The sequence below is a fragment of the Leisingera sp. ANG-DT genome (genome assembly GCF_000813785.1).
Classification (GTDB): Bacteria; Pseudomonadota; Alphaproteobacteria; order Rhodobacterales; family Rhodobacteraceae; genus Leisingera.
On record NZ_JWLE01000011.1, the window covers coordinates 103,561 to 116,335 of the forward strand.

General features: G+C 63.2%; 16 protein-coding genes. 11 read left to right on the plus strand and 5 right to left on the minus strand.

What is annotated here, in order from left to right:
* Positions 1-4: 4 nt before the first annotated feature.
* Positions 5-1,399 carry an argininosuccinate lyase gene (gene argH / locus RA21_RS12350; RefSeq protein ID WP_193748069.1) on the minus strand — a complete coding sequence of 465 codons (1,395 nt, stop codon included), beginning with the start codon at positions 1,397-1,399 and terminating at the stop codon, positions 5-7.
* A 22-nt stretch (positions 1,400-1,421) separates the two neighbouring features.
* Between argH and RA21_RS12355 the strand changes: the two genes are divergently transcribed.
* The 8 genes from RA21_RS12355 (at position 1,422) to phbB (ending at position 7,951) form a co-directional block, all read left to right on the plus strand.
* Positions 1,422-1,985: a TlpA disulfide reductase family protein gene (locus tag RA21_RS12355; RefSeq protein WP_241483501.1), complete on the plus strand. Its 564-nt coding sequence runs from the start codon at positions 1,422-1,424 to the stop codon at positions 1,983-1,985.
* Positions 1,986-2,045: 60 nt separating this feature from the next.
* Entirely contained in the window at positions 2,046-2,675 is a 630-nt protein-coding gene (locus RA21_RS22635; RefSeq protein WP_152610540.1) for a hypothetical protein, read from the plus strand.
* 91 nt (positions 2,676-2,766) lie between these two features.
* Positions 2,767-3,108 carry a hypothetical protein gene (locus RA21_RS12360; protein WP_019297095.1) on the plus strand — a complete coding sequence of 114 codons (342 nt, stop codon included), beginning with the start codon at positions 2,767-2,769 and terminating at the stop codon, positions 3,106-3,108.
* Between the two features lie 124 nt (positions 3,109-3,232).
* On the plus strand, positions 3,233-3,631 hold the full coding sequence (locus tag RA21_RS12365; protein ID WP_039149306.1) for a hypothetical protein: 399 nt from the start codon (positions 3,233-3,235) through the stop codon (positions 3,629-3,631).
* The gene (locus tag RA21_RS12370) at positions 3,628-4,560 is read left to right on the plus strand and encodes a sterol desaturase family protein (RefSeq protein WP_039149309.1); all 933 of its coding nucleotides are present in this window, start codon (positions 3,628-3,630) and stop codon (positions 4,558-4,560) included. Before RA21_RS12365 ends, RA21_RS12370 begins: the two co-directional genes overlap by 4 nt.
* A gap of 125 nt (positions 4,561-4,685) precedes the next feature.
* Positions 4,686-5,525, plus strand: a complete 840-nt coding sequence (locus RA21_RS12375; protein ID WP_039149312.1) for an EAL domain-containing protein — start codon at positions 4,686-4,688, stop codon at positions 5,523-5,525.
* Positions 5,526-5,841: 316 nt separating this feature from the next.
* A complete protein-coding gene (locus RA21_RS12380) occupies positions 5,842-7,017 on the plus strand; it encodes an acetyl-CoA C-acetyltransferase (protein ID WP_019297099.1) in 1,176 nt (391 codons plus the stop codon).
* Positions 7,018-7,228: 211 nt separating this feature from the next.
* On the plus strand, positions 7,229-7,951 hold the full coding sequence (gene phbB, locus RA21_RS12385) for an acetoacetyl-CoA reductase (protein ID WP_019297100.1): 723 nt from the start codon (positions 7,229-7,231) through the stop codon (positions 7,949-7,951).
* A gap of 79 nt (positions 7,952-8,030) precedes the next feature.
* Here the strand turns inward: phbB and RA21_RS22875 are convergent, their stop codons facing one another.
* Positions 8,031-8,180, minus strand: a complete 150-nt coding sequence (locus RA21_RS22875) for a hypothetical protein (RefSeq protein ID WP_019297101.1) — start codon at positions 8,178-8,180, stop codon at positions 8,031-8,033.
* A gap of 113 nt (positions 8,181-8,293) precedes the next feature.
* On the opposite strand from RA21_RS22875, the gene RA21_RS12390 reads away from it, so the two are divergent.
* Together RA21_RS12390 and yddG are read left to right on the plus strand one after the other, a co-directional pair.
* Positions 8,294-9,241, plus strand: coding sequence for a transcriptional regulator GcvA (locus tag RA21_RS12390; RefSeq protein ID WP_039149315.1), 948 nt, complete (start codon positions 8,294-8,296; stop codon positions 9,239-9,241).
* Positions 9,238-10,101: an aromatic amino acid exporter YddG gene (gene yddG, locus RA21_RS12395; RefSeq protein ID WP_039149318.1), complete on the plus strand. Its 864-nt coding sequence runs from the start codon at positions 9,238-9,240 to the stop codon at positions 10,099-10,101. Before RA21_RS12390 ends, yddG begins: the two co-directional genes overlap by 4 nt.
* Before the next feature lie 79 nt (positions 10,102-10,180).
* Here the strand turns inward: yddG and RA21_RS22330 are convergent, their stop codons facing one another.
* The 3 genes from RA21_RS22330 to RA21_RS12405 all read right to left on the minus strand — a co-directional run bounded on the left by RA21_RS22330 (position 10,181) and on the right by RA21_RS12405 (position 11,582).
* Positions 10,181-10,354 (minus strand): YdcH family protein, encoded by a 174-nt coding sequence (locus RA21_RS22330; protein ID WP_019297104.1) that lies wholly within the window; start codon positions 10,352-10,354, stop codon positions 10,181-10,183.
* Between the two features lie 234 nt (positions 10,355-10,588).
* A complete protein-coding gene (locus tag RA21_RS12400; RefSeq protein WP_039149320.1) occupies positions 10,589-11,356 on the minus strand; it encodes a tRNA1(Val) (adenine(37)-N6)-methyltransferase in 768 nt (255 codons plus the stop codon).
* 10 nt (positions 11,357-11,366) lie between these two features.
* The gene (locus RA21_RS12405) at positions 11,367-11,582 is read right to left on the minus strand and encodes a putative signal transducing protein (protein WP_019297107.1); all 216 of its coding nucleotides are present in this window, start codon (positions 11,580-11,582) and stop codon (positions 11,367-11,369) included.
* Between the two features lie 57 nt (positions 11,583-11,639).
* Here RA21_RS12405 and RA21_RS12410 point away from each other — a divergent pair, with 57 nt between their 5' ends.
* Complete coding sequence (locus RA21_RS12410; protein ID WP_039149322.1) at positions 11,640-12,638, plus strand: polyprenyl synthetase family protein; 999 nt, start codon at positions 11,640-11,642, stop codon at positions 12,636-12,638.
* Positions 12,639-12,775: the final 137 nt, after the last annotated feature.

Below are 12,775 nucleotides of genomic sequence, written 5' to 3' on the forward strand. Positions count from 1 at the left end.
GGGCTCAGCCTGCCAGCACCTCTTTCCAGCGGGCCACCTGCGCGCGCACCTGGGCGGGCGCGGTGCCGCCGTAAGACATGCGCGAGTTTACCGAGTTTTCGACGCCAAGCACAGAGAAGATGTCCTGGGTGATGCCTTCGTGAACGCCCTGCATGTCCGCGAGGCTGAGGTCCGGCAGGTCGCAGCCGCGCTGTTCGGCCATCGCCACAAGCGTGCCGGTGACGTGGTGGGCATCGCGGAACGGCACCTTCAGCACCCGCACCAGCCAGTCGGCCAGGTCGGTGGCGGTGGAGAAGCCGGAGCCCGCCGCAGCGGCCAGCGACTCGCGGTTGCCGGTCATGTCCTTGACCATGCCTTCCATCGCCGCCAGCGCCAGCATCCAGTTGTCAGCAGCGTCAAAGACCTGTTCCTTGTCTTCCTGCATGTCCTTGGAATAGGCCAGCGGCAGCCCCTTCATCACCATCATCAGTGCGGTGTTGGCGCCATAGATCCGGCCCACCTTGGCGCGGATCAGCTCAGCCGCGTCCGGGTTCTTCTTCTGCGGCATGATCGACGAGCCGGTGGAGAAGCGATCCGACAGGGTGACAAAACGGAACTGGGCGGAGGACCAGATCACCAGCTCCTCTGCAAATCGGCTGAGGTGCACGGCGCTGATCGAGGCGGTGGACAAGAACTCCAGCGCGAAGTCACGGTCGCTGACCGCATCCAGCGAGTTGGCTGCCGGGCGGTCAAAGCCCAGCGCCGATGCCGTCATCTCCCGGTCGATCGGGAAGGAGGTGCCGGCCAGTGCCGCCGCGCCCAGCGGCGATTCGTTCATCCGGGCACGTGCATCGCGCACGCGGCTGAGATCGCGGCCGAACATCTCGACATAGGCCATCATGTGGTGGCCCCAGGTCACCGGCTGCGCGGTCTGCAGGTGGGTGAAGCCCGGCATCACCCAATCGGCGCCGGCCTCGGCCTGCGACAGAAGCGCACGGATCAGCGCCAGCAGGCCCGATTCCGCCGCGTCCAGCTGGTCGCGCACCCAGAGTTTGAAATCGGTCGCCACCTGGTCATTGCGGCTCCGGCCCGTGTGCAGACGGCCTGCGGGCTCACCGATGATCTCCTTCAAGCGTGCCTCCACATTCATGTGGATGTCTTCCAGTGCGGTGGAAAACTGGAAGGTTCCGCCCTCAATCTCTGACAAAACGGTGAGCAGCCCTTCCCGAATGGCCTCGGCATCATTATCCGTAATGACGCCTGTGGCGGCGAGCATCGCCGCATGGGCCCTGGAGCCGGCAATGTCCTGCGCCGCCATCCGCTTGTCGAACCCGATCGAGGCGTTGATCGCCTCCATGATCGCGTCCGGGCCAGCGGCAAAGCGGCCGCCCCACATCTGGTTCGAGGATTGATCTGTCATGGTGTGGAACCCCGGAGATAATATGCGTCTGTTTCGTCAGCTTTCCCTTTATATGGCCCTGACCTTGGGTGCAAATGCCGCCTTTGCAGCGGACCCCGCGCAGCTGGAAGGCTTGCGCGACGGCTCGATGAAAAAGCTGGTTGTGCATGCCGAGCCGCGCGACGTGTCCGCCGCCGCCTTTGATCTGGCCGACGGCGCCGGCACCGCATCCCTGGGGGATTACCAGGGCAAGATCGTGCTGCTGAATTTCTGGGCCACCTGGTGCGCCCCCTGCCGCAAGGAGATGCCGCAGCTGGCGGAGCTGCAGGAGGAGTTCGGGGGGGAGGATTTCGAGGTGCTGACCATTGCGACGGGCCGCAACTCGCCTGCTGGCATCCAGAAGTTCTTTGACGAAAACGGTATCAGCAACCTGCCCCGCCATCAGGACCCGAAACAGGCACTAGCGCGGGAGATGGCGGTGATCGGCCTGCCGATCACGGTGCTGCTGGACCGCGACGGCAAGGAAGTGGCGCGGCTCTTGGGCGATGCCGAGTGGAACTCGGACAGCGCCAAGGAGATTATCCAGGCGGTGATCGCCTCAAAGTAGCTTGCGCTTTGATTTCAAGCACGTAGCTTGGGGCCAAAACACTGGCCCCAGGAGACTACTTTGAGAAAGCACTTTTTTAACGCGGCAGCGCTCGTGACAGCGCTGTGTTCTTTGGCCACATCAGCTTCGGCAGAAGAAATTCTACTTGAAGGGACAAGACCTAAGGTCACCGTGCATTCTGCAGAGCGTTTGAGTGGGGAAATTAAAAGACAGTTTGCCTACTTTAGAAAAAATGCCGATTTCTATGGCGCCCTGTACGTCAACCGGGCAGAGGACGTGGCAGGCGAATTCTGGGACACAAGAAACATTGCGCTAGCAAAGCAAAGTGCTCAGAAGTCTTGCCGTTTAAAATCTCAAGACCAGTCATTGTGCGAACTGTACGCAACTGTTGGGCCCAGAAACCCAGCAAATGGAACTGGAGCCACACTGAGTCAAAGCGGGAACAGAACTTTTAAGAAATACCAATCTTTGCAAAAAGCCGGAAAATTCGGTGCGTTTGCAACAACAGGCTACGGTTCACCTGGGTATAGCTGGGGGTACAGTACTGAAGTTGAGGCAAGAGCGTCAGCTATTCGAGGGTGCGAGTCTGGGCTGGAAAAAATTTACAAGAACACTTCAGCCCATCTTGTTCAGAACGTCATGGACAAGAAACGCGACACCTGCCGTGTCATCCATGTGAGTAAGCCTTAGCGACTGCACTGCCTGACCCGGCAGCATTTCGCACTACCTGTAAACCGAGGGACGTCCCCAAAAGACGCCCTGGCATAGGGTGGAGAGTGAAATGAAACCTGTTGTGTTACTGATCGGAAAGCTGCCGCATGTGATCGGCAATGTGGCTGAGGAGCTGGACCATCTGCCGATCCACTGGCTGGGCGCGCATGATCAGCCCGAGGTGGTGCGCCAGCTGGAGACCGAGCCGCGCATTGAATGCGTGATCATGGGCGCGGGCCTGGATGACCAGATCCGCGGCGACCTGATCGGCATCATCGCGGCCCTGCGGCCGGATGTCTGCATCCATCTGAAAGACCGGGCCTCCGGCCCCGAAGGGCTGGTGCCCTTTGTCGAGCGGGTGGTGCAGATGCAGGTGCTGCCAAAGGCGCAGCGCGCGGCTGCCGCGATGTAGACCCCGGCTTGCCAAGGCCAGCCTGCCCTGCCCCGGATCCGGGTGCGGGGGCTGATGCGCTTGACCCCACGCCACCTTTGACAGCCTTCCACCTGCCCGCCAATCTGCCCGCGGGAGGACGTTCATGCCGCTGGAACTGCTGCTGGCCCTGGTTGCGGGCGGAATATCGGGAATCGCCGTTCTGCTGCATCTGACCGGCCGCTCCCGGCAGAGGATTCTGGGTGCCGGCAACACCCGTTCTGCCTGGCTGCGGCATTTCCCCGAAGACAGTGTTTTCAAGGTGCTGCCTGCGGCCAGCGGGCAGGCCGCGCTGGTGCTGACCAATGGCGGCCCGGGGCTGCTATGGGCCTTTGGCGCCGACACCGTTGGCCGCCATCTGGCCGCGGAACAGGTCCGCGAAACGGCCACCGGGTTGCGATTTGATTTCAACGACTTTGCGGCCCCCGGCCTCTCCCTGCGCCTGCCAGAACGCGAGCGGCAGCAGTGGCTGGCGCTGATCAACACCCCGGCGGAGGCTGTATGACCGGAGAAATCTCCTACCCTGACGCGACCCAGCTGGCGGTGCCTTTCTTCATCGCCGCGATCCTGGGCGAGTTCTTGTGGATCGCGCTCAAGAAACGCGGCGGGCGGTATGAGACCCGCGATGCGGTGACCTCCCTCATCATGGGCGCGGGCAGCGTCGCGGAGGGGCTGCTGCTGGGGTTCGTCGCCTGGGCGCTGTTCATGTTCCTGTGGCAGCTGACGCCCTTGGACATGGGCACGTCTGTGTGGGCGCTGCTGGCCTGTTTCGTGCTCGATGACCTGCGCTATTACTGGGTGCACCGGTTCGGCCACCGGGTGCGCTGGGTCTGGGCGTCGCACGTCAATCATCACTCCAGCCAGCATTACAACCTGACCACTGCCCTGCGGCAGACCTGGACCGGCACCTTCACCTTCATGATGGTGGTGAAGGCGCCGATGGTGCTGTTGGGGTTTCACCCGGCACTGGTGCTGTTTTGCGGCGGGCTTAACCTGATCTACCAGTTCTGGATCCATACCGAGGCCGTCAGCCGCCTGCCGCGCTGGTTCGAGGCGGTGATGAACACCCCGAGCCACCACCGCGCGCACCATGGCCGCAATCCGCGCTATCTCGATTGCAACTATGCCGGGGTGTTCATCATCTGGGACAAGATGTTCGGCACCTTCGTGCCGGAACAGGACCATGACCGCCCCGACTACGGGCTGGTGCATAACATCGCCACTTTCAATCCGCTGCGGGTCGCCTTTCATGAATGGTTCGGCATTTTCAAGGACATGGCCCAGCCCGGCCTGACCCTGAAGCAGCGGCTGCTTTATGCCTTTGCGCCGCCCGGTTACAGCCATGACGGCAGCCGCGACACCTCTGCCGGGATCAAGGCGGCGCATCTGGCCCGCCACCCGGAGGACGCGGGCACCCCCGGCTTCGGCGGATGACCGCCGGCGGCCTGCGGGGCAGATCGTTCAAATTTGATCTTTAATCCTGCCTCAACCCTTTTGCGGCAATCTGCGGGGAGCATCATACTGTCCTCAACTTGCCGCAATCAGGGTTCCAGCAGCACATGACAAACCGACATGCCAAGGCAGATCTCCCCGAAGGCGCTGAAAACCCGCTGAGCGCAGCGGTAGCCGGGCGCGACCGTTCGACACTGGACATGGTCGACGAGGCGGTGCGGCACAATCAGACCGTGCTGGCCTATCAGCCTGTCATGCAGGCAATGGCGCCGCATGGTGTCGCCTTTTACGAGGGCTACATCCGGGTTCTGGATCCGACCGGCCGGGTGATTCCGGCGCGCGAATTCATGCATGTGGTCGAGGACAAGGAGATCGGCCGCGAGATGGATTGCCTGGCGCTGCAGCACGGGCTGAAGGCGCTGGAAAAATACCCGCAGATCCGCCTGTCGGTGAACATGTCCGCACGCTCCATCGGCTATCAGCGCTGGCACAAGGTTCTGGACCGGTTCCTGAAGCGCGACGCCACCCTGGGCGAACGGCTGGTGCTGGAAATCACCGAGGCCTCTGCCATGGCCGCACCGGAGCTGGTGACCGACTTCATGGGCCGGATGCAGCAGCACGGGATTGCCTTTGCGCTCGACAACTTTGGCGCCAGCACCACTGCGATCGGCCATTTCCGCCAGTTCTTCTTTGACGCGGTCAAGATTGACGGCCAGTTCGTGCGCGGCATTCACGCCAGCCACGACAACCAGTCTGTGGTCCGCGCCCTGATCGGCATTGCCAAGCAGTTCGACATGTTCGTGGTTGCGGAATCGGTGGAAAGCCAGGCGGATGCGGAGTTTCTGGTCGAAAACGGCGTCGACTGCCTGCAGGGCTACCTGTTCGGCGCCCCGTCGGTGTCGCCGCCCTGGATCGAAGATATGAAGCAGGGCAAGAAAGCGGGCTGACTTCCGCCGCCCGCCGCCGCAATCAAGCAATACCAGTCTTTTCAACGGCTTTGCTGCCCCTGCGCGACCCGGTTGCGGCCAGCGCGGTTGCTGCTTTGCAGCATCACCGCAGCCAAGTGCCGGAAATCCTGCAGCCCGGGACGTATCTCGCGGTTGACTCTGCCGCACCCCCTGAGACAGGCTGTCAATTGCTGCACGTGCAGCAATAGATTATGTCGGTACCCGGAGTGATCGGGAAAGATTCTTGCGCGTCGGAGCGAAACGCAGGCAGCAAGCTTTCCCGGAGACCTGACTTGATGGCAGAGGACCAGAAATAATGACCAATGTTGTAATCGCATCCGCCGCGCGCACCGCCGTCGGCTCCTTTGGCGGCTCGTTCGCCAACACCCCGGCCCATGACCTGGGCGCCGCGGTGCTGGAAGCCGTGGTGGAACGCGCCGGTGTGGACAAATCCGAAGTGTCCGAAACCATTCTCGGCCAGGTGCTGACCGCGGCGCAGGGCCAGAACCCGGCCCGCCAGGCGCACATCAATGCCGGCCTGCCCAAGGAAAGCGCCGCCTGGGGCATCAACCAGGTCTGCGGCTCCGGCCTGCGCGCCGTGGCACTGGGCGCGCAGCACATCCAGCTGGGCGATGCCTCCATCGTGGCGGCCGGCGGCCAGGAAAACATGACCCTGTCCCCCCATGCCGCGCATCTGCGCGCGGGCCAGAAAATGGGCGACATGAAGTACATCGACACCATGATCCGCGACGGCTTGTGGGATGCCTTCAACGGCTACCACATGGGCCAGACCGCGGAGAACGTGGCCGAGCAGTGGCAGATCTCCCGCGAGATGCAGGACGAATTCGCCGTCGCCTCGCAGAACAAGGCAGAAGCGGCGCAGAAGGCGGGCAAGTTCGCCGATGAGATCACCCCGTTCATCGTCAAGCATCGCAAGGGCGATATCACAGTGGATGCGGACGAATACATCCGCCACGGCGCCACCATGGAAGCGATGCAGAAACTGCGCCCGGCCTTCACCAAGGACGGCTCTGTCACCGCAGCCAACGCCTCCGGTCTGAACGACGGCGCTGCCGCGACCCTCTTGATGAGCGCCGATGAAGCCGAACGCCGCGGCATCGAGCCGCTGGCCCGCATCGCCTCGTACGCCACTGCCGGCCTGGACCCGTCAGTCATGGGTGTCGGCCCGGTATATGCCTCGCGCAAGGCGCTGGAGAAGGCCGGCTGGTCGGTGAATGACCTGGATCTGGTCGAAGCGAACGAAGCCTTTGCCGCCCAGGCCTGTGCGGTGAACAAGGACATGGGCTGGGATCCGTCGATTGTGAACGTGAACGGCGGCGCCATTGCCATCGGCCACCCGATCGGCGCGTCGGGCTGCCGGGTGCTGAACACGCTGCTGTTCGAAATGAAACGCCGCGGCGCCAAAAAGGGCCTGGCCACCCTTTGCATCGGTGGCGGCATGGGCGTTGCGATGTGCGTCGAACGCCCGTAATCGGCGCAAAACCGCAAAAAATGAAGGACGCCCTCGCGGCGTCCTTTTTCTTTTACATTCCAGAGCTATAATGCAACTGCAGCAAGACCGGCGCGGCGGGTGCGACAATTTATACGCGGCACCGCAGCAAATTCACCGCGCAATATTGTTGCTCCCCGGCAGTGAAAACTGTAGCAAGATTACCAAGTGACCAATACTGGAGGATTCTCGAATGGCACGTACTGCACTCGTCACCGGCGGTTCCCGCGGCATCGGCGCAGCGATTTCCCAGGCGCTGAAGGCGCAGGGCTGCAATGTGGCTGCGACCTATGCCGGCAATGACGAAGCCGCGGCAAAATTCACCGAGGAAACCGGCATCAAGACCTACAAGTGGAACGTCGGCAGCTATGAAGACAGCGCTGCGGGCATCGCCAAGGTCGAAGAGGAAGTGGGCCCGATCGACATCGTGGTGGCCAACGCCGGCATCACCCGCGACGCGCCGTTCCACAAGATGACGCCGCAGCAGTGGCAGGAAGTGATCGACACCAACCTGACCGGCGTGTTCAACACCGTGCACCCGGTCTGGCCCGGCATGCGCGAGCGCAAGTTCGGCCGCGTCATCGTGATCTCCTCGATCAACGGCCAGAAAGGCCAGTTCGCGCAGGTGAACTATGCCGCCACCAAGGCAGGCGATCTGGGCATCGTGAAATCGCTGGCCCAGGAAGGCGCCCGCGCCGGCATCACCGCCAATGCGGTCTGCCCCGGCTATATCGCCACCGAAATGGTGATGGCAGTGCCGGAGAAGGTGCGCGAGTCGATCATCGGCCAGATCCCGGCCGGCCGCCTGGGTGAGCCGGAAGAGATCGCCCGCTGCGTGGCTTTCCTGGCGTCTGACGAGTCGGGCTTCATCAACGGCTCGACCATCTCCGCCAACGGCGCGCAGTTCTTCGTCTGATCCAATTCATCAGCAGAAACGGCAAGGGCCGGTCCAGATGGACCGGCCCTTTTCCTATCCCGTAAGGACGCTTGCGCGCTCAGGCCCAGCGGGAAACCTTGGGGCGGAGGACCGGCACCGGCCGCTTGCCGAACAGCCAGGTCCAGGCCTGTTTCAGCACCTGCCCCCGCTCAGCGTGGGCACGGGCCATCGCGGCTTTGACGGCGGCATCAGCAGTATATTCCAGCATCTTCGGCCTCCTTCTCAGATCAGTATCCTTTACCTGCAACCAATATGAGGACGTTCCGTCAAACACACAAACGAGACTTTGCAGAGGTTCAGTTAAGCTGTACTTATGCGAACATGACTGACCGCCTGCCGCCCCTCACCGCTTTGCGCGCCTTTGACGCTGCTGCCCGCCACATGTCCTTTGCCAAGGCAGCGGAGGAGCTGAACGTGACCCCGGCGGCGCTGTCCTTTCAGATCAAGTCGCTGGAGGAGCATCTGGGCCAGCCGCTGTTCCGCCGCCTGAACCGGGCGGTGGAGCTGACTGAGGCGGGCGAGACACTGGCCCCCGGCGCGGCGGAGGGTTTCCGTACCTTGGGGCAGGCCTGGCAGAGCACCCGGCGGCTGCTGGATGAGACCACGCTGACGGTGACGGCGGGGCCTGCGCTGACGGCGAAATGGCTGGCACCGCGGCTGTTCGAATTTGCCCGCACCCATCCGGAGATCGAGCTGCGCTTGTCGGCCTCTCTCAAGGTGGTGGACCTGCGCCGCGGCGATGTGGATGTGGCGATCCGCTTTGGCGTGTCAGACGACGTGGGGCTTGCTTCCTATGGCACCCGGCCCGACTGGCTGACACCGGTGATGACGCCGGAGATGCATGAGCAATTCCCCACCCCGGAATCGCTGATGCACGCGCCCCTGATCTTTGACGATTCCATCAGCAAGGTGGCCCCGGGCTGCGACTGGCCAACCTGGTTCCAGGCGGCAGGGGTAGGCTTCAGCCCCACCAGCGGCACCCATTTTTCCGCCCCCGATCATGCCATCGACGCCGCCTGCGCGGGCCTGGGCGTGGCGCTGGGGCGGCGGCCGCTGATTATCAAGGACGTGCGCGAGGGACGGCTGGTGGCGCCCTTTAAGATCGCCATTCAATCCGACGCGCGGTTCCGTTTCCTGTGCCTGCCCGAAGCGAAGGACCGGCCGCAGATTGCGGCCTTCCGCGAGTGGTACTTTGCGGAGATCGAGAAAACCGCGCATATGTGGGGCGACATCAAGATTATCCCGATTCAGGATCTCCAATCCCAATGACCAAGACCCGCGCGACCGCCATTGGCTTCATCGCTGTATTGCTATGGGCGCTGCTGGCGCTGTTGACCGTGGGGTCGGAGCCCACCCCGCCGCTGCTGTTGAACGCGTTGTGCTTCACCATTGGCGGCACGCTGGGGATCATCTGGACCGCAGCGTCAGGCAAGCTGGGGCAACTGCGCCATGTGCCGGTGCGGGTCTATATCTTTGGCACGATCGGCCTGTTTGGCTATCACGCGCTCTACTTCTCGGCGCTGCGGCTGGCCCCGGCGGCAGAGGCAGGGCTGATCGCCTACCTGTGGCCGTTGCTGATCGTGCTGTTCTCCGGCCTCTTGCCCGGCGAGAAGCTGAAGGCGGGGCATCTGATCGGTGCGGTCTTGGGCTTTGCCGGGGCAGCCACGATCATTTCCGGCGGCGGCGGCGGGTTTGAGGCGCAGTATCTGCCAGGCTACGGGCTGGCGCTGCTGTGCGCGCTCACATGGTCCGGCTATTCGGTGCTGTCGCGGCTGGTGGGCGGCGCGCCGACCAGCTCGGTTGCAGTATTTTGCCTCGCGACCGCGGTGGCCTCCTGGGGGCTGCATTTTGCACTGGAGGAAACGGTGTGGCCCGCGGGCACGCTGGGCTGGGCCTCCACCCTGCTGCTGGGTCTCGGCCCCGTCGGGTTGGCGTTCTATGTCTGGGACATTGGGGTCAAGCAGGGCGACATTCAGATGCTTGGCACCAGTTCATATGCGGCACCCCTGCTGTCCACGCTGATCCTGGTTCTGGCGGGAATTGCCGCGGCCTCCTGGGGGCTGGCGCTGGCGGCAGCGCTGATCACCGGCGGCGCGCTGATCGCGGCGCGGGCCAGTGCCAGCAAGTAGGGCCTGAAACGAAAGGAGGGCCGCCGCTGTGGCAGGCCCTCCTGTTGACTGTGCCGGGCTATGCCCCGGCGGGAACTCTTCAGACGGCTTCAGCTGTCAGGCGTGTGATCTCTTCCTTCAGCTTCAGCTTTTGCTTTTTCATTGCTGCGATTTCCAGATCGTCGGTACTGGGCGATCGTTGGGCCTGTTCCACTTCCATGCTCAGATGCTCGTGCTTCTTCTTAAGTTCGGTCAGATGCGAGCTGAGGCTCATGGTAACCCTCCTTCTTTGAGCTAGATGTGTTTGACCTGAAGAGTGGAGCACATGTTTCAGCGTCTGTCACGCTGCAGCCGCACGATTTTTGTCATGAAATTTTCATATCGGCTATGCGCCGCGCATTTTGCCGCAGGGCAGAGCGCATTTTTGCAGAAACCAGCAGATTTGGATTCGCCAAAGGTTGAATCCGCCAAGCACCGCTCCTAAGTTTGCGCGGCCGGAAAAAGTGCCTCAGGCGGGCCAGGGCAAGGCCGCGCCACCGCGCAGGATGGCACTGATTTCCGCGCGGTAGCTGTCTCCATCACGGTCATGCCGGGTGCCTTGGTGCAGAATCAGCGGCGCATGCAGCCGGAAATCCGCCCGTCCGCCCTTGCGTGCCCGCAGGATCACCAGCTCTGCCGCACGGGCCTGGCGCGGCGCCAGCGGCAGCACCTCAACCGATCCCAGGACACTGGCGCAGCCTGCCAGCATGTCCGGCAGCCGGTCGGCGCGCTGGATCATGTGCAAATAGCCTTTGGGCGCAAGACGGCGGGCGGCGGCGGCGATCCAGTCGGCCAGCGGCGTGCCCTCCCCCAGCGCCAGCTTGCGGCCTTCGTCGTGGGCTTGGCTGTGGGCACCCGCCTTGTAGTAAGGCGGATTGGCAATGACGTGGTGAAACTGGCGCTGTTTCAATGCCTCCGGCAGGGCAGAAAGGTCGGCCTCGAAGACGTCGATATCCTGACCGTTGGCCTGGGCGTTGCGGCGGGCCAGATCCGCGTAAGGCGCCTGCAGCTCTACCCCCGCCAGCGACAGCCCCGGCACCCGGTAGCCCAGGCACAGAAGCGCCTGACCGGCGCCGCAGCCCAGCTCCAGCACCGCTTCCCCGGCCCGCGCGGGAACGGCGGCTGCCAGCAGAACCGGGTCTACCCCGGCGCGGTAGCCGCGCGCCGGTTGCCACAGCCGCACCCTGCCGCCGAGGAAACCGTTGCGGGTCAGCTCATCTTCAGGGAAGACGGTCATCGTGCAGGCCTCATCGCCCGAGCGGGATTTCGTTGTCGCGCATCACCACAAGCGCGTCGTCATAGTCATCCTCGTGAACCATCAGACGGCGCGGGAAAATTCCAATCCCGCCTTCCAGGATGCTCATATTTACGTCCATTTGAAAGCAGTCTATATCCTCTCCCTCAAGGAGGGCGGAGGCAAAGGCCATGATCGTCGGATCGGTGCTGCGCAGAAGCTCTTTCATGGGGATGGATCTAAGGGCAAGGCGTCCCCCTTGTCGAGACTTGCGAGCGGGAAAGTGATGGACCAAGTGATGACCAGGAAACCGCATGAGATGCTGGCCGCAACGCTGAGCCAGGAACTGGACGCGGTGAACACGCTGATCCGCACCCGGATGGCCTCCAAACACGCGCCGCGTATCCCTGAAGTGACCGCACATCTGGTCGAGGCGGGCGGCAAGCGGCTGCGGCCGATGCTGACGCTGGCGGCGGCGCGGCTCTGCGGTTACGAGGGCGACCATCACCTGAAACTGGCGGCCACGGTGGAGTTCATCCACACCGCGACCCTGCTGCATGACGATGTGGTGGATGAAAGCGGCCAGCGGCGCGGGCGCCCCACGGCGAACCTGCTGTGGGACAACAAGAGTTCCGTGCTGGTGGGCGATTACCTGTTTGCCCGCAGCTTCCAATTGATGGTCGAGACGGAAAGCCTGCGGGTGCTGGACATTCTGGCGAACGCCTCTGCCACCATTGCCGAGGGTGAGGTGCTGCAGATGACCGCGGCGTCGAACCTGAAGACAGATGAGGACGTCTATCTGCAGGTGGTGCGCGGCAAGACCGCGGCGCTGTTCTCGGCTGCGACCGAAGTTGGCGGGGTGATTGCCGGCGCACCGGAGGAACAGGTGAAGGCGCTGTTCGACTATGGCGACGCGCTGGGGATTGCCTTCCAGATTGCTGACGACCTGCTGGATTATCAGGGTGACAGCAAAGCCACCGGCAAAAACGTCGGCGACGACTTCCGCGAGCGCAAGCTGACCCTGCCGGTGATCAAGGCGGTGGCGCAGGCGACAGATGAGGAGCGCGCGTTCTGGACCCGCACCATCGAGAAGGGTAAGCAGGAAGACGGCGACCTGGAACAGGCGCTGGCACTGATGGCAAAATACAAGACGCTGGAAGCCACCCGTGAGGATGCCCATGGCTGGGCTGCCAAGGCGCGAGCGGCGCTGAAGGTGCTGCCCGATCACGAAATCCGCACCATGCTGAGCGATCTGGCGGACTACGTAGTGTCGCGGCTGAACTGATACGCGGGAGGGGCTTTGCCCCTCGCGCCTGCGGCGCTCACCCCAGAGTATTTTCAACCAGAAAGAAGCGGCAAGACGATGCCGCGCTGCGTGTCAGCGCAGCGCCGGGCCCAACGGCGGGCACGCATCTTCGATGC

Coding starts and splice junctions, on each gene's coding strand:
- argH (WP_193748069.1), bottom strand. CDS start 1,399: ATGACAGATCAATCCTCGAACCAGATGTGGGGCGGCCGCTTTGCCGCT.
- RA21_RS12355 (WP_241483501.1), top strand. CDS start 1,422: ATGCGTCTGTTTCGTCAGCTTTCCCTTTATATGGCCCTGACCTTGGGT.
- RA21_RS12360 (WP_019297095.1), top strand. CDS start 2,767: ATGAAACCTGTTGTGTTACTGATCGGAAAGCTGCCGCATGTGATCGGC.
- RA21_RS12365 (WP_039149306.1), top strand. CDS start 3,233: ATGCCGCTGGAACTGCTGCTGGCCCTGGTTGCGGGCGGAATATCGGGA.
- RA21_RS12370 (WP_039149309.1), top strand. CDS start 3,628: ATGACCGGAGAAATCTCCTACCCTGACGCGACCCAGCTGGCGGTGCCT.
- RA21_RS12375 (WP_039149312.1), top strand. CDS start 4,686: ATGACAAACCGACATGCCAAGGCAGATCTCCCCGAAGGCGCTGAAAAC.
- RA21_RS12380 (WP_019297099.1), top strand. CDS start 5,842: ATGACCAATGTTGTAATCGCATCCGCCGCGCGCACCGCCGTCGGCTCC.
- phbB (WP_019297100.1), top strand. CDS start 7,229: ATGGCACGTACTGCACTCGTCACCGGCGGTTCCCGCGGCATCGGCGCA.
- RA21_RS22875 (WP_019297101.1), bottom strand. CDS start 8,180: ATGCTGGAATATACTGCTGATGCCGCCGTCAAAGCCGCGATGGCCCGT.
- RA21_RS12390 (WP_039149315.1), top strand. CDS start 8,294: ATGACTGACCGCCTGCCGCCCCTCACCGCTTTGCGCGCCTTTGACGCT.
- yddG (WP_039149318.1), top strand. CDS start 9,238: ATGACCAAGACCCGCGCGACCGCCATTGGCTTCATCGCTGTATTGCTA.
- RA21_RS22330 (WP_019297104.1), bottom strand. CDS start 10,354: ATGAGCCTCAGCTCGCATCTGACCGAACTTAAGAAGAAGCACGAGCAT.
- RA21_RS12400 (WP_039149320.1), bottom strand. CDS start 11,356: ATGACCGTCTTCCCTGAAGATGAGCTGACCCGCAACGGTTTCCTCGGC.
- RA21_RS12405 (WP_019297107.1), bottom strand. CDS start 11,582: ATGAAAGAGCTTCTGCGCAGCACCGATCCGACGATCATGGCCTTTGCC.
- RA21_RS12410 (WP_039149322.1), top strand. CDS start 11,640: ATGGACCAAGTGATGACCAGGAAACCGCATGAGATGCTGGCCGCAACG.